Annotated in this window: 22 protein-coding genes; 2 read left to right on the forward strand and 20 right to left on the reverse strand. The window is 39.1% G+C overall.

Annotated elements, in window-relative coordinates; all coding sequences use genetic code 11:
- Positions 1 to 12 precede the first annotated feature (12 nt).
- The 17 genes from truB to rpsB all read right to left on the reverse strand — a co-directional run bounded on the left by truB (position 13) and on the right by rpsB (position 18,903).
- Positions 13 to 918 carry a tRNA pseudouridine(55) synthase TruB gene (truB, locus tag PL11_RS09545; RefSeq protein ID WP_035167022.1) on the reverse strand — a complete coding sequence of 302 codons (906 nt, stop codon included), beginning with the start codon at positions 916 to 918 and terminating at the stop codon, positions 13 to 15.
- A 108-nt stretch (positions 919 to 1,026) separates the two neighbouring features.
- Positions 1,027 to 1,377, reverse strand: a complete 351-nt coding sequence (gene rbfA / locus PL11_RS09550) for a 30S ribosome-binding factor RbfA (RefSeq protein WP_035167021.1) — start codon at positions 1,375 to 1,377, stop codon at positions 1,027 to 1,029.
- A gap of 12 nt (positions 1,378 to 1,389) precedes the next feature.
- On the reverse strand, positions 1,390 to 3,867 hold the full coding sequence (infB, locus tag PL11_RS09555) for a translation initiation factor IF-2 (protein ID WP_035167020.1): 2,478 nt from the start codon (positions 3,865 to 3,867) through the stop codon (positions 1,390 to 1,392).
- A gap of 4 nt (positions 3,868 to 3,871) precedes the next feature.
- Positions 3,872 to 4,189 carry a L7Ae/L30e/S12e/Gadd45 family ribosomal protein gene (locus PL11_RS09560; RefSeq protein WP_035167019.1) on the reverse strand — a complete coding sequence of 106 codons (318 nt, stop codon included), beginning with the start codon at positions 4,187 to 4,189 and terminating at the stop codon, positions 3,872 to 3,874.
- Complete coding sequence (rnpM, locus tag PL11_RS09565; protein ID WP_035167018.1) at positions 4,179 to 4,478, reverse strand: RNase P modulator RnpM; 300 nt, start codon at positions 4,476 to 4,478, stop codon at positions 4,179 to 4,181. The genes PL11_RS09560 and rnpM overlap by 11 nt, the downstream gene beginning before the upstream one ends.
- Positions 4,479 to 4,504: 26 nt before the next feature.
- Entirely contained in the window at positions 4,505 to 5,632 is a 1,128-nt protein-coding gene (nusA, locus tag PL11_RS09570; RefSeq protein ID WP_035167017.1) for a transcription termination factor NusA, read from the reverse strand.
- Between the two features lie 16 nt (positions 5,633 to 5,648).
- Complete coding sequence (gene rimP, locus PL11_RS09575) at positions 5,649 to 6,119, reverse strand: ribosome maturation factor RimP (RefSeq protein WP_035167016.1); 471 nt, start codon at positions 6,117 to 6,119, stop codon at positions 5,649 to 5,651.
- A gap of 111 nt (positions 6,120 to 6,230) precedes the next feature.
- Entirely contained in the window at positions 6,231 to 10,550 is a 4,320-nt protein-coding gene (locus tag PL11_RS09580) for a PolC-type DNA polymerase III (RefSeq protein WP_152639014.1), read from the reverse strand.
- 65 nt (positions 10,551 to 10,615) lie between these two features.
- Entirely contained in the window at positions 10,616 to 12,328 is a 1,713-nt protein-coding gene (locus PL11_RS09585; RefSeq protein WP_035167015.1) for a proline--tRNA ligase, read from the reverse strand.
- A gap of 24 nt (positions 12,329 to 12,352) precedes the next feature.
- Positions 12,353 to 13,624 (reverse strand): RIP metalloprotease RseP, encoded by a 1,272-nt coding sequence (gene rseP / locus PL11_RS09590; protein WP_035167014.1) that lies wholly within the window; start codon positions 13,622 to 13,624, stop codon positions 12,353 to 12,355.
- Positions 13,625 to 13,642: 18 nt separating this feature from the next.
- The gene (locus PL11_RS09595; RefSeq protein ID WP_035167013.1) at positions 13,643 to 14,431 is read right to left on the reverse strand and encodes a phosphatidate cytidylyltransferase; all 789 of its coding nucleotides are present in this window, start codon (positions 14,429 to 14,431) and stop codon (positions 13,643 to 13,645) included.
- 12 nt (positions 14,432 to 14,443) lie between these two features.
- Positions 14,444 to 15,205, reverse strand: coding sequence for an isoprenyl transferase (locus tag PL11_RS09600; RefSeq protein ID WP_035167012.1), 762 nt, complete (start codon positions 15,203 to 15,205; stop codon positions 14,444 to 14,446).
- Between the two features lie 61 nt (positions 15,206 to 15,266).
- On the reverse strand, positions 15,267 to 15,704 hold the full coding sequence (locus PL11_RS09605) for a hypothetical protein (RefSeq protein ID WP_035167011.1): 438 nt from the start codon (positions 15,702 to 15,704) through the stop codon (positions 15,267 to 15,269).
- Between the two features lie 10 nt (positions 15,705 to 15,714).
- Positions 15,715 to 16,278, reverse strand: coding sequence for a ribosome recycling factor (gene frr / locus PL11_RS09610; protein ID WP_035167010.1), 564 nt, complete (start codon positions 16,276 to 16,278; stop codon positions 15,715 to 15,717).
- Between the two features lie 3 nt (positions 16,279 to 16,281).
- Positions 16,282 to 17,004 (reverse strand): UMP kinase, encoded by a 723-nt coding sequence (gene pyrH, locus PL11_RS09615; RefSeq protein WP_035167009.1) that lies wholly within the window; start codon positions 17,002 to 17,004, stop codon positions 16,282 to 16,284.
- A 157-nt stretch (positions 17,005 to 17,161) separates the two neighbouring features.
- The gene (tsf, locus tag PL11_RS09620; RefSeq protein WP_035167008.1) at positions 17,162 to 18,037 is read right to left on the reverse strand and encodes a translation elongation factor Ts; all 876 of its coding nucleotides are present in this window, start codon (positions 18,035 to 18,037) and stop codon (positions 17,162 to 17,164) included.
- Between the two features lie 86 nt (positions 18,038 to 18,123).
- Positions 18,124 to 18,903, reverse strand: a complete 780-nt coding sequence (gene rpsB, locus PL11_RS09625) for a 30S ribosomal protein S2 (protein ID WP_035167007.1) — start codon at positions 18,901 to 18,903, stop codon at positions 18,124 to 18,126.
- A 238-nt stretch (positions 18,904 to 19,141) separates the two neighbouring features.
- Between rpsB and PL11_RS09630 the strand changes: the two genes are divergently transcribed.
- Positions 19,142 to 19,858, forward strand: coding sequence for an HAD family hydrolase (locus tag PL11_RS09630; RefSeq protein ID WP_035167006.1), 717 nt, complete (start codon positions 19,142 to 19,144; stop codon positions 19,856 to 19,858).
- A gap of 75 nt (positions 19,859 to 19,933) precedes the next feature.
- Here the strand turns inward: PL11_RS09630 and PL11_RS09635 are convergent, their stop codons facing one another.
- The 3 genes from PL11_RS09635 to PL11_RS09645 all read right to left on the reverse strand — a co-directional run bounded on the left by PL11_RS09635 (position 19,934) and on the right by PL11_RS09645 (position 22,007).
- Positions 19,934 to 20,932, reverse strand: a complete 999-nt coding sequence (locus PL11_RS09635; RefSeq protein ID WP_035167005.1) for a D-2-hydroxyacid dehydrogenase — start codon at positions 20,930 to 20,932, stop codon at positions 19,934 to 19,936.
- Between the two features lie 72 nt (positions 20,933 to 21,004).
- Positions 21,005 to 21,271 carry a GIY-YIG nuclease family protein gene (locus PL11_RS09640; RefSeq protein ID WP_035167004.1) on the reverse strand — a complete coding sequence of 89 codons (267 nt, stop codon included), beginning with the start codon at positions 21,269 to 21,271 and terminating at the stop codon, positions 21,005 to 21,007.
- Positions 21,258 to 22,007: a tRNA1(Val) (adenine(37)-N6)-methyltransferase gene (locus tag PL11_RS09645; RefSeq protein WP_035167003.1), complete on the reverse strand. Its 750-nt coding sequence runs from the start codon at positions 22,005 to 22,007 to the stop codon at positions 21,258 to 21,260. Before PL11_RS09645 ends, PL11_RS09640 begins: the two co-directional genes overlap by 14 nt.
- Positions 22,008 to 22,120: 113 nt before the next feature.
- Here PL11_RS09645 and PL11_RS09650 point away from each other — a divergent pair, with 113 nt between their 5' ends.
- A complete protein-coding gene (locus PL11_RS09650) occupies positions 22,121 to 22,744 on the forward strand; it encodes a lysophospholipid acyltransferase family protein (protein WP_035167002.1) in 624 nt (207 codons plus the stop codon).
- The last annotated feature ends 21 nt before the right edge of the window (positions 22,745 to 22,765 follow it).

Consider the following 22,765-nt stretch of genomic DNA (forward strand, 5'->3'; position numbering starts at 1 on the left):
CTTCACCCTCAACTAGTTTAAAAACATTTTATAAGGTCTGTACTGACCCTTTGTATCATCAAATTGATAAAGTGCTTTGACTTTACCTTCATACTTTAATTTAACCACTTTTTCAGTAGATTGTAGTTCATTAGTGTTTAAGAAAACACCATTACTTACCAAATTCATCAACTTATCTGACAAATCAAAACTCGCATATTTAGACAGCGACTGGTCTAAAGAGACCAAAACATCATCAATTTTTCCTGCATTCATCGCTTCTTCAACCTCAGACAGTTTTACACATTGATCAATAGTGAATCCGGCACTTTTAATTCTAGTCAATGACGACATTACTGCCGGGACACCCAAGTGCTTACCTAGGTCTACTGCCAGCGTTCTAACGTACGTTCCCTTAGAACAACCAACCTCAAAGAAAATTGTCTGTTGTCGTTTATCATGGTCATACACAGCAGGCGAGGTTTGCTTAAAGTAATCAATGTGAATGTTCCTTGGCTGACGTTCGATTTCAATTCCCTCACGGGCGTATTCGTATAATTTTTTACCGTTAACCTTCACCGCTGAAAACATTGGCGGAATTTGTTGAATATCACCGACCATCTTCCCTAATGCGTCATCAATCTGAACATCAGAAAACGGTTCATTGATAGCTTGGGTCGTAATAACTTCTCCATCCAAATCTTCCGTATCATAGGCAACTCCAAAGGTAATCGAGCCCTTATATGCCTTACCTGATTGCATCAACAATTCTGAAATTTTAGTTGCCGGGCCAACACATATGGGTAAAACACCATCCACGTTGGGATCTAATGTTCCAGTGTGACCGATTTTCTTTGTGTTCAGAATTTTTCTAAGCTGACTAACGCAATCATGGCTAGTCATATTTTTTTCTTTAAAAAGTGGTAATACACCATTCATCACTATATCTCCTGTAAGATTAATCTAATAAATTATATCACAATCACACTAACGAATTATGTATCAAAAAAGGAGATTCAACCGATTAGCGGTAAATCTCCAAAATTGTTATTTCTTTGAATTCATTTCGTTTATCAGACGATCGATTTTATCGCCATAACGAACTGATTGATCCTGTTCAAATTGGATTTCTGGTGTCTTATAGATGCTTAAGCGTGAGCCAAGCTCTTTTCTAATCAGACCCGTTGCCTTTTCAAGACCCTCTTGAGTCTTTTCGTTATCAGAGGCTTTATCTGACAAGATACTATAATAAATTTTCGCCTGTTGAAGGTCACCAGTAACGTCAACTCCAGTTACTGTAACCCCCTGAACTCGAGGATCCCGAACCCGCTTCAATAAAATATCAGTGACTTCTTTTTGAATCTCTTGTTCAAGTCGGCCAACTCTATATTGAGCCATGGTCTTCCCTCCTTATTCTACAGGTACTTCTTTCATTTCATAAGCTTCGATGACATCGCCAACTTTAATATCGTTGTAGTCTTCAATAGTAAGACCAAGCTCAAATCCTTGCTTAACTTCGTTAGCATCGTCTTTGAATCGCTTCAAACTGTTCAATTGGCCATCGTACTTAACAACGCTGTCCCGAATTAAACGAACCTTACTATTCTTCTTAATGACACCATCAACGACCATTCCACCGGCAATGGTACCAACTTTAGAAGCCTTGTACGTTTCACGAACTTCAACAGTTCCCGTAACTTCTTCTTTATAAGTTGGTTCAAGCATCCCCTTCATGGCAGATTCAACTTCATCAATGGCGTTATAGATAACTTGGTGAAGACGAATATCAACCTTATCAGTTTCTGCTTGTGATTTTGCTTGTGGAGTTGGACGAACATTGAAACCAATAACAATTGCGTTACTTGCTTCAGCCAATGCAATATCACTTTCGTTGATTGCTCCAACAGCTGCATGAATAATGTTGACCTTAACACCTTCAACATCAATTTTTTGCAAACTATTAGCTAAGGCTTCAACAGAACCTTGAACGTCAGCCTTGATTAATACGTCAACTTGCTTCATTTCGCCTTCTTTAAGGGAGTCGAACAAGTTATCAAGAGTAACGTGGGTAGTCTTGCGACGCTCTTCCATTTGAGCTTCTTTGGCACGAGCTTCACCAGCAGAACGAGCAGTCTTTTCATCTTCAAAGACAACGAAACGGTCACCTGCTTCAGGAACATCATTCATACCAGTGATTTCAACTGGGACAGATGGTGTTGCCTTTTTCAAGTCACGGCCAAGCTCATTGTTCATTGTTCTAACTCTACCGAAAGTGTTACCAACTACGATTGGGTCACCAACATGAAGAGTTCCTTGTTGAACAAGTAAAGTTGCAACCGATCCACGGCCTTGATCAAGACGTGCTTCAATTACTGAACCAACAGCAGGTTGATTAGGGTTAGCCTTCAATTCCATCACGTCAGATTCAAGAACAATCATATCTAACAGTTCGTCGATATTCTTTCCGAATTTGGCAGAAATGTTGACGAAGATGGTATCCCCACCCCAGTCTTCAGGAATCAAACCGTATTCAGCAAGTTGCTCAATAACGTGGTTTGGATTAGCATCTGGTTTATCAATCTTGTTCACGGCAACAATGATTGGTGTTCCAGCAGCCTTGGCATGGTTAATTGCTTCAACAGTTTGTGGCATAACACCATCATCTGCAGCAACAACTAAAACAGTAATATCAGTAATATTAGCCCCACGAGCACGCATTTCAGTAAACGCAGCATGTCCCGGAGTATCCAAGAAGGTAATTACGTTATCGCCGTGACGAACTTGGTAAGCACCAATAGCTTGAGTGATTCCACCTGCTTCGCCAGCAGTGATGTGTGAATGTCTCAAGTGATCAAGTAAAGTCGTCTTACCATGGTCAACGTGTCCCATGATGGTAACAACTGGAGGGCGGCTTTCAAGGTGAGCATCGTTAGCCATCTCACCCTCAAAAATCTTATCGATATCAGATACATCTTCTTCAACTTTTTCTTCAGCAGTGATACCGTAATCAGCTGCCAAAATTTCGATTGTGTCTTTATCGAGCGATTGGTTTTGGTTAACCATTACTCCCAGCATAAACAACTTTTTGACAATTTCAGCTGGCTCTCTGTGAAGTGCCTTACCTAAGTCTTGGGCATTCATACCATCAGAATACATTAATACTTCTGGCAATGGCCGTTCCTTACGTTCAGGTGCACCATGATGCTCAACTTCACGCATCCGTTGGTTCTTTTGCTTACGTTGCTTCTTTTGACGCTTCTTGTTGGCCTTACGAGAATTATTATTACCTCGTGATGGATTTAAGCTACCACCAAACCGACCACTTCCGGTATTAGTTCTGTGACCATTGTTGTTATTGTTTGTATGACCACTATTATTACTTGATTGAGTATTGTTTGAGTGGCTTTGTGGCTTATTTTGGCTCTGAGCTGGGCGACTGCTTTGGCCTTGAGAACTATGATTATTGTTACTATTGCCATTGCTATGACTATTATTTTGGTTATGGCTATGGTTATTGTTCAAATTATTACTCCGATTGTTTGCAGAATTGCCACCCCGATTATTATTAGAGTGGGTGTTGCTTTGGTGATTGTTTGCAGCTTGTGGTTTATCCTCGTGTTTAGCGTTAGATGAACCATTGGCTGAATGATTTTTGCTGCCCTGTGTTTGTCTTGGGGCAGTTTGATGGTTATTAGAATGATTTGCAGCGGGCGATTTAGTGCTTTGACTCTTATCACCAAATACCTGACGTAAATGCTTTTCTTGGTGGTCATCAACAGTTGACATATGATTCTTGATATCATAGCCAGCTTCAGCGGCCTTATCCAAAATCGCCTTGCTTGATACTTTGAGTTCTTTAGCTAATTCATAAATTCGCTTTTTACCCATATCATCACTCTCCCTTAAGTTTATTTGTTAACTCGATCAGCTTTTTTGCCATTCCAGGATCACTAATTCCAATTAAACTACGTTTCATCCCTACGGCATCGCTAAGCTCTTCACCTGTAAACATGGTATTTGTGGGAACATTATAAGACTTAGACTTATCAGTAAACTTTTTAAACGTATCCTTACCGCTATCACTAGCGATGAATAGAAAGCGAAGTTTATTGGCACGAAGTTCGCTTAACAATATTTCTTGACCAGAAACTGTTTTCCGAGCCCGTTGTGCAAGTCCTAAAAAGTTTAATGTTGCCTGTTTATTGTCCATCTTCAAACAACTCTTTTCGAGCTTGTTTGTGATCAATGTAAGAGATTAGATCATCATAAAATGAATCTTCAATTTTTGCGGAAAAAGCTTTTTCAAAGACCCGCTCTGCCTTGGCTTTTCGTGCGCTATCAACATTAATCGAAATATAGGCACCGCGACCAGACTTTTTACCAGTTTCATCAATGGCAACATTTCCTTCAGAATCGCGAACGATTCTTACCAGTTCCTTTTTAGGGGCCATTTCACCAGATACGATGTCTTTGCGCATTGGAATTTTTCTCTTCTTCATTAAATCCGCCTCCAAACAACTTTTAATTATTCTTCGTTAGTTGAATCTGACTGCTCGTCACCTTGTTGTTCTTCATCGTCTGGCAAATCAGCCTCTTCATTTGTTTGATCGATTTCGGCTGCTGCCTCTGATTCTGACTTAATATCAATTTTAAATCCAGTTAATTTAGCAGCTAAACGAGCATTTTGTCCTCGCTTACCAATTGCTAATGACAATTGGTAGTCAGGAACGATTACAGTACAAGCTCTGTCGTTATCTTCGTCAAAAATAACGTCAACTACTTCAGCAGGATTAAGCGCATTTGCGATATATCTTGCGTCGTCTTCGTCCCACTCAACGATATCCATGTTTTCACCGTTCAATTCATTAACAATGGTTTGAACACGCTGACCTTTAGGACCAACCGAAGTTCCAACCGGGTCAATATCAGGATTGTTAGTACGAACAGAAACCTTAGCTCTATCGCCAGCTTCACGGGCAATAGACACGATTTCTACAGTTCCATCATATATTTCTGGAACTTCTTGTTCAAACAAACGCTTCAACATTCCAGGTGCTGTCCGGCTGACAAACACTTGGGGACCTTTAGTAGCATTTTCAACCTTTGATACATAAACCTTAATGCGTGACTGAGGGCGATAAACCTCATTAGGCATTTGGTCACGAACGCCCATTACTGCCTCAACTTTGTCTAAACTAACATAAACAAATCGAGTATCTTGGCGTTCGATCGTTCCAGTAACCAATTCATCTTCATACTTGCTGTATTCGTCAAAAACGATTTCACGTTCTGCTTCACGAACTCGTTGCATAATCACTTGCTTTGCTGTTTGAGCGGCAATTCGACCAAAGTTCTTGGGGGTAACCTCAAACTTAATTTCATCACCTAGTTCGTAACCACGGTTGATTGCTAATGCATCCTCAAGGGATACTTGGAGTTGAGGGTCTAAAACATCCTCAACAACCGTTTTAACAGCATAAACATGCATGTTACCCTTCTTTTGATCAAATTCAACATCAACATTTTGTGCTTGACCATAGTTTCGTTTGTAAGCTGATACCAAAGCTGCTTCAAGCGCTTCGATCACAACTTCTTTTTTTATACCTTTTTCTTCTTCAAGAGACGAAAGCGCACCTAAAAGTTCACTACTCATTTTTTACTCTCCTCTTTTAAAATTTGATTGCTAATCTTGATTTGGCAATTAGTTCACGTGGAACTTCCAAAACTGTTTGTTTGGCATCATTAATTTGTAACTTAATGTCGTCATCATTCACACTCAGTAAAGTTCCTTCGTAAGCTTTTTCACCATTTAATTTTTTAAACAATGAAACGTGAATATACTCATTAATTGCCTCTTTAAGTTCTTTTTCGTTTCTCAGAGGACGTTCGGCACCTGGTGATGAGACTTCCAAAAAGTATGCTTCCGGAATTGGGTCTTCTGGCAAAGCATCAATCTTCTCACTTAGCTCGTCAGATACCAATACACAGTCATCAATAGTAATGCCGCCAGGTTTGTCAATATAGACCCTGAGGTAATAGCTCTTATTTTCCTTAACAAATTCTACATCAAATAAGTAAAAGGAATGTGACTCTAAAATTGGTTCAACAAGTTCCTTTACTGTCTCAACAACGTTGCTCAAATATTCTCCTCCTAAAAAATCCAATAAAAAGAGCGAGCATTTCTGCTCACTCCTTTTCCAAGTTATTTAGTAACACTAATTTTAGCATAGTTAAACGGTTTTGGCAAATTGCTACATCATGTCAAACAAGCTTAACTGGTTCTCGTCAGGTAATCCTTCCAATATACCGTTTTCAGTCATAAACTCAATCAGGGTTTTGGAAACCTTTCCTCGCTTAGCAAGGTCCTCTTTAGAGATAAACGGTCTATCTTCCCGTGCCGCAACAATCTGCTTGGCAACATTAAGTCCTAGACCAGGTACAGAATCAAAAGGTGCGATTAAAGAATTACCGTCAATTAACCATTCAGAAGCATCTGATTTGTCTAAATCAACCATTTTAAATTCATAGCCACGTTCTAGCATTTCATTGGCTAATTCCAAAACAGTCAATAAATTCTTTTCTTTGGTAGATGCGTCCATTCCCTTATCGTTAATGGCCTGCATTGCGTTTTTAACGGCTTCTTTACCGCGGCTCATTGACACGATATCAAAATCGTCAGCTCGCACTGAGAAATATGCAGCGTAATAAACCAGTGGGAAGTAAACCTTAAAGTATGCAATTCGTAACGCCATCAAAATGTATGCAGCGGCATGGGCACGTGGGAACATATACTTGATTTTCAAACAAGATTGGATGTACCAATCAGGGATATTGGCCTTCTTCATTTCTGCTTGCCAATCATCTGGAATTCCCCGCCCCTTACGAACGTGTTCCATGATTTGGAACGATAGTTCAGAATCAAGTCCCCAATGAATCAAATCAGTCATGATGTTATCACGACACCCAATAACGTTAGCAATAGTTGCTGTCCCGTTTTTAATTAACTCATCTGCGTTACCAATCCAAACATCGGTTCCATGAGATAATCCAGAAATTTGTAGTAGTTCGGAATAGTTGCTAGGATGAGTTTCCTCAAGCATCCCCCGAACAAATCGGGTCCCAAATTCAGGGACACCTAACGTTCCAGTTTTGGATTGAATTTGGTCTTCAGTCACCCCAAGCACTTCGGGACTAGAGAACAATGACATCACGCCAGGATCATCCATCGGGATAGTCTTGGGGTTGATCCCAGATAAATCTTGAAGCATTCGGATCATTGTTGGATCATCATGACCCAAGATATCAATCTTCAAAATGTTGTCATGAATAGAATGGAAATCAAAGTGGGTAGTCTTCCACGCAGCTGATCTATCATCTGCTGGGAATTGAATTGGCGTAAAGTCATAAATATCCATATAGTCAGGAACAACAATAATTCCGGCTGGATGTTGTCCAGTAGTCCGCTTAACCCCAGTGGCCCCTTTTGAAAGCCTGTCTTCTTCAGTTTGTCTGAATGTTTTACCGGTGTCACGCTCATATGCTTTTACATAACCATACGCTGTTTTGTCAGCAACAGTACCAATCGTCCCGGCACGGAACACATTTTTCTCACCAAACAATACCTTAGTGTAATTATGCGCAATTGGTTGATAGTCTCCAGAGAAGTTCAAATCAATATCCGGAACCTTATTACCTGTGAATCCTAAGAAGGTTTCAAAGGGAATATCATGCCCATCACCGATCATCTGGGTGCCACACTCAGGACAGTTCTTTTCAGGTAAATCATAACCCGAGCTATACTCACCCTTCGTAAAGAACTCACTGTGTTGACAGTTTGGACAACGATAGTGTGGTGGCAATGGATTAACCTCAGTTATTCCAGTTAATGTGGCAACCAAACTTGAACCAACAGAACCACGGGAGCCTACCAAATAACCATCCTTATTACTTTTATGCACCAATCGTTGGGCAATCAGATAAATAACCGAGAATCCATTTCCAATAATACTCTTCAATTCTTTTTCTAATCGCTTTTCAACGATTTCAGGTAATGGATCTCCGTACATCTCATGAGCAGTATTCATCGTCTTACTTTGAATCTCATCCTCTGCTCCTTCCATTCGAGGAGTGTAAAGTTTGTCCTTTAGAGGATGAACCTCATCGATACTGTCAGCAATGGCATTAGTATTGGTAACCACGATTTCTTTAGCTTTCTCTTCACCTAAGAAATCAAATTCAGCAAGCATTTCGTCAGTACTCAAAAAATGTTGATCAGGCAATGTTTGCCGGTTTAGCGGATTTGCCCCACCTTGAGAATTAATTAAAATTTTTCGGTAAATATAGTCATGGTCATCAAGGTAATGAACATCACCTGTTGCAACAACTGGCTTATCAAGTTCATCACCTAAATCTATCATGTTTTGAATAATTTCATGGAGCTTGTTCTCGTCAGAGATCAGGCCAGACTCAATCAATGGTTGATATACCCGTGGTGGTTGTACTTCTAAGTAGTCATAGAACTTAGCCTTTTCACGAGCCTCTTCCATTCCCTTTTGCATCATGGCTGTAAAAACTTCACCACTTGAGCAAGCAGACCCAACAATGATGCCATCACGGTATTTTTCAAGCTGTTTTCTAGGTACTCTAGGCACCCTATAGAAGTACTCGACATTTGAAAGTGAAACGATTTTAAACATGTTTTTCAACCCTGCCTGGGTCTTCGCTAACAACACCGCATGGCTTGGTCTAGCATGCTTATACGCATCGTTGTCCGCCATATGATCATTTAACTGGTCATGGTATTGAATACCATACTTTTCCTCAGCGTCTTTCAAGAAGATATAATTTAAATGCCCAGTTGATTCAGCATCATAAACGGCACGGTGATGATGTTCCAAACTAACATCAAATTTTTTTGCTAATGTATTTAGTCGGTATCCCTTTAAATGAGGATATAAGAACCGTGCCAACGTCAACGTATCAATAATTGGGTTGGAAATTTCTGACATTCCATGACGCTTGTACCCAGTATTCATGAACCCGACATCAAACGTCACGTTATGCCCGACAATAATTGAGTCGCCACAAAATTCACGGAATAGCTTGAAAACTTCCTCCTCAGACTTTGAACCACGAACCATATCGTCAGTAATCGACGTTAAATTAGTCGTTTGTTCAGACAGATGGAATCCAGGATCAATAAATTCTTCAAACTGAGCAACTACATTTGCATTTTCCATCCTAACAGCTGACAACTCGATTACGCGATCATAAATCGCTGACAAACCAGTTGTTTCCACATCAAAGATGACATACGTAGCGTCTTTTAACGGTATGTGAGTATCATTGTAGGTAATTGGAACACCCTCATCTACAAGGTTTATTTCAACACCGTAAAGCATCTTTAAATCGTTTTTTTCTCCAGCATGAAAAGCATCCGGAAATCCTTGAACTCCAGAATGATCTGTAATCGCCAACGCTGGATGTCCCCATTGTTTAGCTCTTTTTGCAAAATCTGCAATATTGTTGGTAGCATCCATCTGACTCATAGAAGTGTGTAAGTGGAGTTCAACTCTCTTTTCATCTTCTGGTGCAAGATCCTTTTTTGAAGTGTGATTGAATGGATTAATATCATTTGCCATAAATGTCAATTCATGAGAGTAATTGTCTTCTTGGACACTTCCTCTAACCTTTATCCAAGCGCCTTCATCCACATTATCGAAGGCACCTTGCTCATTTTTACCAGAGAATTTTTTGATTGAAATTGACGAGGTGTAGTCGGTTACCTTCAACATCAACAATTCACGGCCAGAACGTAACGCCCGGACTTCCTTTGAAAATACATATCCTTCAACGACAACCGAACGCTCCTCGTCTTGAATATCAACCATCTTGGTTATCGGAATATCAGGCTTAATCTTTTTCCCAATCGAGCTTGAGCTATTGTTAGAACTTTGTTTCTTTTGTTTAGCCTCATTTAGTTTCATAGCCGCATTGGCTTTTTTCACTAACTCAGCACCATTAGCTTCATTTCGTTTTCTCATTGCCTCAATGTTTTTTTGTGAGGCAGTTTCATCAACAATCGTATGAATTGAAAAGTTTGGGAAACCAGCCCGGCGATATAAATCTTCAATCGGGCCAAGTGCCGTATTTGTCATAAAGTTCTTAACGATTTCATTTTCAGCGCTAAACTCTACCCTGTCACCATTCATATATGGCAAATGATTATCGCACAGCTCCTTTAAAAGTGGAGATGTAACTCCTGAATTGGTAACAATCCATTCCCAATAATCCTTTAATAAATTCTCGTCAAAGTGGCTTTGAGTGGGTTTGATAATGAATGACACATTGGCAATCTCATTAAAACTAGCTTGCAAACGATCATTAAGCTGATCAAACACATCAAATGGCAGAATAGTATTAGTACTAATATCAAATTGCCACTTGCGACTCTTTTCATGCACCTCTAGTTTGTCCAAGCGTGCATTTTCAAAAACGGGGTCATCTTTCATCTCAAACCATTTAAGTTGTTCAAGAAGCTTTTGAAACATTTCGTTTTGATTGAGCGCCAACCTTATTCCTCCTCAGTAGGTAGAAAAAAACTGGGGTTACCCAGTTTTTTAATAAAAACTATCGATTACTCTTCTAAATTGTCGAGTAATATTTTAACTGTTTCACTTAATTCTTCAACCTTAGCTTCAATTGTCTCACCATTCTTACGAATTTTGATTTCAACGATCCCATCTTCGGCCTTTTTACCTACTGTAACTCGGACAGGAAGTCCTAATAAATCAGAATCGGCAAATTTTACGCCAGCTCTTTCTTTACGATCATCGACCAAGACATCCAAACCACTTTCGGTTAAATTGCTTTCAATTTGGTCTGCTAACTCGCGTTGAACGTCGTTTTTAACGTTAACGGGAATAACGTGAACCATGAACGGTGCAACTGATTTTGGCCAAACTAAGCCGTTTTCGTCCCCATACTGTTCAGCAATTGCTGATAGCAAACGGCTGATACCAATACCGTATGAACCCATAATAATTGGCTTTGCACGGCCATTTTCATCAAGAACCGTAGCTCCAAGACTATCTGAGTATCGGGTACCTAATTTAAAGATATGACCAATTTCAATCCCACGAGTAAATTTAAGGGTTCCTTGACCATCAGGTGATGTTTCACCCTCTTTAACAAAGACAAAGTCATCAACATCGTCACTTTCAAAATCACGACCCAGATTAGCATTTAGGTAGTGGAAGCCATCTTCGTTAGCACCAACAACAAAGTTGCGCATATTTTTAATCCGAACATCAACAAGTAACCGAACTTCATCATTAACATTAATTGGTCCAAGTGAACCAAAGTTAACACCAATATACTTTTCAGCTTGCTCGTCAGTCGCTGGCTCAAGAAAATCAGCTTTAAGGAAATTTTTAACCTTAACGTCATTCACTTCATAGTCACCAGGAACCATAACAAGAACCGGCTTTTCATCAGCAATAAATAACATCGATTTAACAATTTGCTTAGGTTCAACCTTCAAAAAGTCAGAAACCTCTTCGATCGTCTTTGAATCAGGGGTAGCAACCTTTTCAAGCTCCTGCAATTCAGCATGAGACGATTGTTCACTAATTTTAGCCTTAGCCATCTCTAGGTTAGCAGAATAATCACTGTCGCTAGAGTACGCAATTGTATCTTCCCCAATAGCTGCAAGGGCAGAGAATTCTTTAGAATCTGAGCCACCCATTGCACCACCATCACCGATGATGACGCGGTAGTTTAAACCGATTCTGTCAAAAATGTTAACGTAGGCCTTTTCCATTGCGCGATAAGCTTGATCTAAATCTTCCTCATTAGCTGAGAAAGAGTAAGCATCTTTCATGATAAACTCGCGACTTCTGAGCAACCCATAGCGGGGACGATCTTCATCACGATACTTTGCTTGTATTTGGTAAAGCATAAATGGTAACTGCTTGTAAGATTTAACTGCATCACGAACTAATTGAGTAAATGTTTCCTCGTGAGTTGGGCCAAGGATAAAATCAGTTTCGTGGCGGTTTTTAAATTTAAATAACTCTGGTCCGTAGGTTTCATACCGTCCTGATTCCCGCCAAAGGTCAGCAGGTAACACACCTGGAACAAGCATTTCAAACGCATTTGCTTTTTCCATTTCTTCACGAACAATCTTTTCGATGTTAGTGATCACTTTGTATGCTAGTGGTAAATATGCATACATACCAGCAGATACTTGGCGAATGTATCCCGCTCTTAATAACATTTGGTGACTTAAAGCTTCTGCACCACTAGGTGTTTCCTTTAAGGTTGGAATCAAGATTTTTGACTGTTTCATAATTCAACTATTCTCCTTCGGACATTAATGCAAGAAATATCTAGAAATGTCATTCCAAGTTACTAAAATCATTAGTAACATTAAAAAGGCAAATCCGATTAATGTAATTACCGTTTCTGTTTTTTCTGATACAGGCTTATGCCTAATAGCTTCGATGATGTTTAACAACAGCTTCCCACCATCAAGACCAGGAATTGGAATCAGGTTGATGATTGCCAAGTTCAGTGATAGGAATGCCAAGAAATACATAACTCCGGCAACTCCACCCTTTGTAGCTTGAGATGTTGTAGCAAAGATAGCTACTGGTCCACCAAGGTCATTTAGACTAAAGTGACCAGAAACCATTGACCATAATGCAGACAACAAGCGTCCTGTTAAGTTAAAGGTCTGTGTGAACCCACCTAATATTTTTGCTTTAAAGCTATTATCTAAGTGCTGAGTGATTCCAATCACGCCAACTTTTTTATCACCGGATTTAACCGTTTTGGGAGTTAATGTGATTATCTTAGTCTGGTCGTTACGTTTAACCTTGAGGTCAACGTTCTTACCCGCTTTTCCCTGTATTTGGGTAGCTAAGTCCGACCAATTTTTCGTCTTTACTCCATCGACTGATAGAATCTGATCACCATTCTTGATTCCGGCATCCTTAGCAACCGAATCTTGAGGCGCAACATCAATCTTAGTAGAGTTATTAGCGACCCCACCCTGAACAAACGCCAAGATAGTAAACACTAAAATTGTCAGGACAAAGTTGTTGAACACACCAGCAACGTTAGTAATCATCCTCTTTGGCAAGGATGCAGATTGAAATTGAACATCAACTGGAGCGATTTGAACCTCAGTACCATCTGACTCAATGATTGTAGCGTCGTGAGCAACTGAATATCGCTTCAGCTCAGATTCATCACCATTTTCGTAACCTTCGATAAATAGTTCTTGTTCAAGGTCTGTCCTAACAACAGTAACGGGAATTCCTTGGAACAATGAATTCTTGTTACTTGTGTTAATCGAAGTTACTTTATTATCGGCACCAACCTTTAGTGATACTGGGGTTCCCGGTTTGATTTCTTCTTCGTCATCAGCATCACCAGCCATACGGACATATCCACCTAAAGGTAATAACCTCAAAGTGAAAGTTGTGTGATTCTTGATGTAATAAAATAGTTTAGGACCCATCCCCACAGAAAACTCGCGAACGAGGATTCCTGACTTTTTGGCAGCATAATAATGACCAAATTCATGAGAAATGACGATAATCCCAAAAACTATAATGAACGCAATAATAGTTGTTATCAAAGAGGTATTCCTCCGTTTTTATATAATTCCAACCAAGTGCATGATTGGCAAGACAAGCAATAGGCTGTCAAATCTATCTAAAATTCCACCGTGACCGGGAAGAATTTTTCCTGAATCCTTTACATCATAATACCGTTTTAGTGCTGATTCAATTAAATCTCCAAATTGACCAGCAATTGATAGCAATGCACTTACAATAACAATTGTTAAAAGACCCATTGAATTGATTGGATAAAGAATTAGGAAGATAGAACAAATAATCACTGCTGCTAATGAACCTAAAACAGAGCCTTCCCAGGTTTTATTAGGACTAATGTGCGGTGCCAATTTATGTTTTCCAAATGTTCGACCAAACATATATGCGCCACTATCAGTAATCCAGACAATAAATAAGGCGTAAAGCAACGTAGTTAAAGATAACTCTCTTGCCATTAAAAAGTAATGAAATCCTGAGCCAACGTAAAGCATTCCCAGAGTAATCACACCAACATCATCAAACGTGAACATATTCTTTGAAAATACTGTCAGTAATAACAATAAAATTACAAACACATAAAACAAAAACATTCTGTCGATGTAACTTGGTAACAGATTCATCCAGGCGTCTGGGATTATCAAAACCGACACCCCTAAAAAGCTTAAAATCGATTCTGGAGAAACCAATAGTTTTTTCTTCATAACTAAAATTTCAGAAATTCCAATTATTCCGAGCACTAAAGCAGCAACATCAATCCAGGTGCCACCAATAATTATAATTGGGATAAAAATAATTAAGGCCACAACAGCCGTTATAACTCTTTGTTTCAAAATAAAGCACTCCTATTCAGATTCAAGTCCGCCAAACCGTCGATGACGTCCCTGATACTCGATGACTTCCTTAATTAAGGTGTCACCATCAAAATCTGGCCATAATGTATCAACAAATGCTAACTCACTATAAGCAATTTGCCACAGTAAGAAATTAGAGATTCTTTCTTCACCGCTAGTTCTTATCAGCAAATCAGGATCAGCATACTGTCCAAGTGGTGCAGACATTAAGTGATGGCTTACCACATCCTCATCAATTGAATCAACATCAAGTTGGCCCCGTTTAGCCAGATTAGCGATTTCTTTGACTGCATCAACAATTTCTAAACGGCTTCCATAATTAAGAGCAAAGTTCAAAATCATTCCAGTACATTCAGAAGTTTGAGAAATTGCATCAGCAACTGCCTTTTTTGTCGCCTTCGGTAGTTGATCAACATCCCCCATTACTTGAACTCTAACGTTATTTTTAATCAAATCTGGAACAAAGTCGCCAAAAAAAGTCACCGGCAACTTCATTAAAAAATTAACTTCCTTATCTGGCCTTTTCCAATTTTCAGTTGAAAATGCATAGAGCGTTAGAACTTTAATACCCAAGTTACTAGCAGCAATTGCCACTTTTTTGACCGTTTGCATTCCCTCTTTATGCCCTGCTACCCGTGGCAAGTGACGTTTTTGTGCCCAACGACCATTGCCATCCATAATAACAGCCACGTGATTAGGAATATTTTCGCTATCAATTTGGTTAACTAATTCTTCATCGACTTCTTTATTCATAATCCCATCCTTAAATCTTAGCAAAAATAAAGGATGAGTACCTGCTCATCCTAAATAGTCGCTATTCTTCATTTGAGGCATCTTCAGGCTTGTCAACCATGCGCCATTCGCCACGGCCGGCATCAGATAAAGTATTAAAGTACTTTAAAAGGTTATTTGCATCGGCAGGACTAACGCCACCAAGAACGTTAAGTCCCTTACCTGTTGTCATTGGTTCTGATAAATCAGTGATTTCATTATTATTTTCGATTGTGGCAGTTGAAAATGCCATTACCCAATCGTCTTCAACTAGTTTAGAAACAATGAAGAAAAGGTTGAAATCTTCCTGAACAAGGGCAGGCATTGCATAAAGCCCATCTTGAACTTGTTGTAATTCGTTACCGTTGTAATTTAGCACCGAAACGTCACCTGAAGTAACATCCATGTTTAATTTAAACAACATATGTTCAAATTCTTCTGTTCCTGGTACTACTTCTACTTGATTATTATCGTCAGCCATTAAAATTCTCCTATCCGTTTACAACTTCTTTTTCTTTTTCAGCTACTTTTTGATCCACCACTTTAATGGCATCATCGGTTGCCTTTTGGGCTTCATCCTCATACTTGTGAAGTTCATCATCCGTAATTTCTTCAGCTTTATGAGTCTTCTTCAATGCATCCATTGCTTCTCGACGTACGTTTCGAACCGCAACCTTACTTTGCTCACCGGTCGCTTTAACTTGCTTAGCAATTTCCTTACGGCGTTCCTCAGTAAGTGCAGGAACTACTAACCGAATTGAATTACCATCGTTTGTAGGGCTAATTCCAAGATCAGCTTCATAAATACCCTTTTCAATATTTTCCAAAGCAGTTTTATCGTACGGAGTAATCATAATCACCCGTGCTTCAGGAATTGAAATCGCTGCAACTTGGTTAAGAGGTGTTTGAGCTCCATAATAGTCAACCATTACACGATTAAGCAAGCTAGCATTTGCCCTACCTGCCCTAATACCACCTAACTCACGGTCTAAAACTTCATGAGCCTTTTTCATTTTTGTTTTTGCTTCACTGATAATTGATTTAGCATCTGCCATAAATTACTTCTCCTTAACAGTTGTTCCGATATTTTCTCCGGTAATTACCTTACGAATGTTACCTGATTTATTCAAATTAAACACGACCAACGGAATATGGTTATCCATTGAAAGAGAGCTTGCAGTGGAATCCATAACTTTAAGACCTTTACTGATGATGTCCATATAAGTTAAAGAATCATACTTAACTGCGTCTTCGTTAGTTTTAGGATCGTCAGAATAAATTCCATCAACCCCATTTTTGGCCATCAAAATTGCATCAGCACCAATTTCCGCTGCTCTTAATGCAGCAGTAGTATCAGTTGAGAAGTAAGGATTTCCAGTACCGCCAGCAAAAATTACGACTCTGCCCTTTTCAAGATGGCGAACTGCCTTACGTCTGATGTAAGGTTCAGCAATTTGTCTCATTTCAATAGAAGTTTGGACTCTGGTAGGAACTCCTAATGATTCAAGGTTGTCTTGCAGTGCTAGCCCATTCATCACCGTTCCAAGCATTCCGATGTAATCAGCCTGGGCACGTTCCATACCCATTTCAGCGCCTGCTTCACCACGCCACATGTTACCGCCACCGACGACGATACCAATTTGAATTCCTAAATCGTAAATGTTTTTAATTTCAGATGCAACATCCTTAATAACTGGTGGATTTATTCCAAATCCTTTTTCACCCGCTAAAGCCTCTCCACTTAGCTTTAAAACGATTCGGTTGTATTTTATATCAGACATCAAAGTGCCTCCCATTGTTAATCATTAACTATAATTTTAGCATAATCACAAGGGGAACAACAATATATCTGCCAATTTGAGAAATTCTTATTTTCTAATAATTGACGTGGATAAAAAATTGGTACAAAAAAAGCGCCACGCGGGCGCTCCATTCTGATTATTTCAATTGTGAACGAACTTCATCTTCAAAACTTTGTTTGTTTTGTTCGATTCCTTCACCAACTTCATAACGAACAAACTTCTTAATTTTACCGTTCTTAGAAGCAACGTACTTAGCAACTGTTTGGTCTTGGTCCTTAACAAATTCTTGGTCTTCAAGTGAGATTTCTGCCAAGAACTTGTGAAGACGACCTTCAACCATTTTTTCAACGATCTTTTCAGGCTTACCTTCATTTAGTGCTTCTTCGGTAAGAGTCTTCTTTTCTTCTGCAAGACGATCTGCAGGAACTTCGTCTTTGTTCAAGTATTCTGGGTTGATGGCTGCAACGTGCATTGCAACATCTTTAGCAGTTTCTTCATCAGCACCATCAAGAAGTACCAAGGCACCAATTTCGCCACCATTGTGAAGGTATGAACCGAACACTTCGTTGTCGCCCTTTTCAACAATTTCAAAACGTCTCAAAGTAACCTTTTCACCAGTAACTTGAGTGGTTTCGATGATATCGTCTTGAACAGTACCCTTTTCAGTCTTAAGCTTCAAAGCGTCTTCAACTGTTGCAGGTTTTTGTAATGCGATGGCATCACTAACCTTGTTTACAAGGTCCTTAAATGGATCACTAGTAGCAACAAAATCAGTTTCTGAGTTAACTTCAACGATAACTGCAGTGTTGTCATGAATAGCAATGTTAGCTAAACCGTTGGCAGCAACACGACCACTCTTCTTTTCAGCTTTAGCAACACCTTTTTCACGTAAAACTTCGATTGCTTTATCAAAGTCACCTTCAGTTTCAACAAGTGCCTTCTTAGCGTCCATCATACCAACGCCAGTTTTTTCGCGTAATTCTTTAACTTGAGCTGCAGAAATTTTTGCCATTATATTGGCCTCCCTTTTCAAATAAAAACTGACCCCTCACTAGGCCAAATTGGTCTGAAGCGATGGAGTCAGCCTAAGTGCTTTAATTATTCTTTGTTTCCTTCAACTTCGTCAGCAATTGCTTCGATTGAATCGTCGCTCTTTGACTTGTCTCCGTTAAAAGTATCTTCGTTAACATCGTCTTCACCTTGGTTACCTTCGATGATAGCGTCAGCCATCTTTGAAGTGATCAAGCGAACGGCACGAATAGCGTCATCGTTAGATGGGATAATAACATCAATATCATCTGGATCAGTGTTAGTATCAACCATAGCAACGATAGGAATGTTCAATTTTTGAGCTTCCTTAACAGCGATTTGTTCCTTACGAGGATCAACAATGAACATAACATCAGGAATCTTTGGCATATCTTCGATACCACCAAGGAATCTTTCAAGCTTTTCTTGTTGCTTAACAAGCAATGAAACTTCCTTCTTAGGTAAACGTTCGAAAGTTCCGTCAGTTGCCATTTTCTTTAATTCTTTTAATCTTTTAACACGTGATTGGATAGTGTTCCAGTTGGTTAAAGTACCACCAAGCCAACGGTTGTTGACGAAGTATTGGCCTGCACGAGTTGCTTCTTCAGCGATAGCGTCTTGTGCTTGCTTCTTAGTACCAACAAAAAGAATAACAGCACCCTTTGATGCTTCGTCCTTAACAAAGTTGTAAGCAGAATCGATAAGCTTAACAGTCTTTTGTAAGTCGATGATGTAAATACCGTTACGTTCAGTAAAGATATATTCCTTCATCTTTGGGTTCCAACGACGAGTTTGGTGACCGAAATGTACTCCGGCTTCCAATAATTGTTTCATAGAAATAACAGCCATGATATAGCCTCCATATAAATTAGTTTTTCCTCCCCAAAGATCACCTGCGCTAACAACCAAATAGGCACTTGTTAGCACATCACTTCAGGTGTGTATTTAAAACACCTTTAAAATTATATCTAAATCCGCTGATTAAAGCAACCCTTTATTGTCTTAACATAGCAAAAATCCAAGTGAATTTTTAAATTTAGGTTAAACATGTTACAATACTATTTCGTAACAAGGAGGCAACATACAAATGATAAAAGCCATCGTTTTCGACGTTGACGATACCCTGTATAATCAAGAGCCTTGCTTTAATGAGGCATTTAGAACCGTGTTTGATTCTAACATTGATGATAACCAATTAAAACAAATTTATATTAACTATCAAAACCAATTTGAATTAGTGAGTTCACCAAGTGATAAAGAACAAATTAGTCTTAGTGATAGTGAAGCTAACTTTCACAGTCTTCACCACACTTTTAAAAAGTTCGAAATTGAAGGGCTCACAAAAGATAATGCTGACAAATTTGAAGATGCATTTCTACAAAATCGTGAGAATATCCAGCTTTCTGAGGGACTAGCCACAGTTTTTAATCGCCTTGCTTCAAAATTTAAGCTCGGAATCATTACTAATGGATCTAACGAAGAACAACTTTCAAAGATTATGAAACTGAAACTTCATAATTGGATCAGCCGTGACCAAATAATCACTTCAGAAGATGCCAAAGCTGAAAAACCTGATCCTTTGATTTTTACGATGATGAATCGTAAATTTGAACTTCGAGGTAGCGAAATGCTGTATGTTGGTAGCTCATTTAACGAAGACATTATCCCGGCTAAAAAGGCTGGTTGGCAAGCTGTTTGGTATAACCCATTTAACGGCACGATTAGTGATCCAAGTGCAATTCCAGATCAAACAGTTTCCACCCCCGAGGAGCTACGAGAATTACTAACAGAATTAGCGCTTTAATTCTATAAGCACAGAAAAAAGGGACCACGGTGATAGCCACCGTGGTTCCCTTTTTATTTCGAATCACTTGGATGATTATAAATCAACGAGCTTATCTGATTTACCAGATTCAATCAATGATTTATTAGCGTCCATTGCAAAATAAACCATATTTCTGACAGCTCTCTTGGTGTAGAAAGCGATATGTGGGCTTACCAGAACATTTTCACGTTTCATCAAGTTTTTTAACCGTTCATCAGGAATCTTGTCAAAGCTTCCAAAATCAGTGTTGAAAATACCAACTTCGTTTTCGTAGGTGTCAACTGCAGCACCGCCTACTTTTCCTGAATCTAGTGCCCGAATCAACGCGTCTGTATCAATTAATGCTCCACGAGCTGGATTGAGGATATAAACCCCGTCCTTCATCTTTGAAAAAGCATCATCATTTAACATATGCTCGTTTTCCTTGGTTGCTGGAGCATGAAGAGAAATTACGTCAGATTGAGAATACAGCTCATCCATTGTATCAACATAGATCCCCTGTTTTTCTAGCTCGGGATTATGGAATACATCATAAGCAATGACCTTAGCTCCAAAGCCTTCATAAATTTTCATTGCCGCACGGCCAATTCGACCAGTAGCAACAACCCCGACAGTCATTTGATTTAACTCTTCAGCGATGTCAGGTGCCCATTGAAGGTCCCCATCTTTTTGCTTTCGGTCAAATGTATTTGTTCTTCTCAGGAGTCTCATCAACTGAGTAACAGTAAATTCTGCAATTGCTTCTGGAGAGTAAGCTGGAACGTTGGTAACTTTGATTCCATTACGCTTAGCAGCTGTGGCGTCAATATTATCGACACCTACGTTTCTGAGTGAAAGAAACTTGATTCCAAAGCTCCCTAGTTTGTCGAGTACTTCTGCGGTATAAGGCTTTTGTTGGTATGTAACAACCCCATCAGCACCATTTGCCAACCCAACAGTTGATTCATCTAACAAGTCACCTGTTGATTGAACTTCAACATCTGGATTTTCATCGCTCCATTTGTCAAGATAAGGTTTTTCATCGTCTCTAATTCCGTATGCAACAATTTTCACGAAAACTACCTCCTATACGTAATACCAACAGTATAACACTGAAACCGCTGTCTATGACGTTTGGCGTCCTGTTCACAATGATTGATGTTCACGAATATATGTTAGCTTTTGTGATTTGGTATGCTTTTTAAAATGGTACTCCGCACTCATTGCTTCATGTTTCGTAGAAAATTCTTCCTGGTATAAAATTTTAACAGGCTTGTGTGCACGCGTGTATTTAGCACCTTCGCCACTTACATGAGTTTCAAACCGTTTTTGGACATCATCAGTATATCCTGTGTATAAACTATTATCTTCACACAATAAAACATACATATAAAACTTTTTATCGCTTGCCATACAGCATCATCTCGATTGATTTAGAATAGTGATCTCCATCGTGGACAATCACATCATCCAATATTTTGACACCATTATATCTGCCATCTTTAATTCCAGAAACTAAAACCATATTTGCTAACTTTCCATGACTTGGTCTCACAAATTGCAATGCTTTGGGTTCAATTCGATTATGACGCATTGTAGTCAAGATGTCTGTCAGTCGATCCGGTCGGTGGACCATGAAAAATTTCCCATTCATCTTTAATAGATCGGCGGATGTTTTAACAACTTGATTTAAAGTAGTCGTAAGCTCATGACGGGCAATCGCTAAATATTCATTCGGATTTTTTTCGGATGTATCGTAATTTAAAAAGTAAGGTGGATTAACCGTGACAACGTCAACTGAGTCCTTTTTAATGTGATCTGTCGTGTTTTTTAAGTCATCATTAATAACAACGACTTGATCTTCAAGATTATTCAGCTTTACACTTCTAGTAGCCATATCAGCGAGTCTAGGCTGTAGTTCAATTTCATAAATTTTTGCATTAGTCCGTTCACTGATGAATAATCCAACAGCCCCATTGCCGGCACAAAGGTCGACTAAGGTCTTAGTTTTATTTTTAGACACAGATGCAAACTCAGCTAACAAAACCGCATCTAATGAAAATGAAAAAACATTTGCACTTTGGATTATTGAAATATTTTTACTGTATAACTGGTCAATTCTCTCGCCAGACTTTAATTCTGCATTCATTTGTTTGTTCCTTTATTTTGAGTTTGTATTATTAAGTATACCAACATTTGCCAAATAACGGTTTTTTACGTAAAATAGTCCTATTAAATCAGCATGAAAGAAGGAAACAGAAATTGTTTTACTCATTTGCTCGAGTATTGGTCAAAATTATTCTGTTTATCATAAATGGCAACGCTCATTATCTAAATAAAAGTCGATTGCCAAAGGGTAACTATATTTTAGTTGGTCCCCACAGAACTTGGTTTGATCCTATTTACTTCGCGGTGGCCGCGAGCCCTAAAAAGTTTAGTTTCATGGCAAAAAAAGAATTATTCAAAAATCCAATTCTAAAAGCTATTCTGGTCCACGCTAATGCATTCCCAGTGGACAGGGAAAACCCTGGGCCATCAGCAATCAAAACTCCAGTGAAGATTTTAAGAAAAAAGGATCTCTCATTGATCCTATTTCCATCAGGTACCAGGCATTCATCTGAACTCAAAGCTGGAGCCGCATTGATTGCTCAACTATCAAATGTGCCACTCGTCCCAACCGTTTACCAAGGACCGTTAACATTCAAGAGCCTCTTTTCAAGAAAAAAAGTCATCGTTTCGTTTGGTGATCCAATCTACGTTGATCGAAAAACCAAGCTTGACGATCCAGCTCAAAAGGAAATCGAGCAAAAACTACAAGAATCCTTTAACAGACTAGATCAAGAAGTGAATCCAAACTTTAAATACGTAGACGTTTCAAAAAAATAAAAGCGTGATGAGTGTCCAGCT

This window comes from Lentilactobacillus curieae (assembly GCF_000785105.2).
Taxonomy (GTDB): Bacteria; Bacillota; Bacilli; order Lactobacillales; family Lactobacillaceae; genus Lentilactobacillus; species Lentilactobacillus curieae.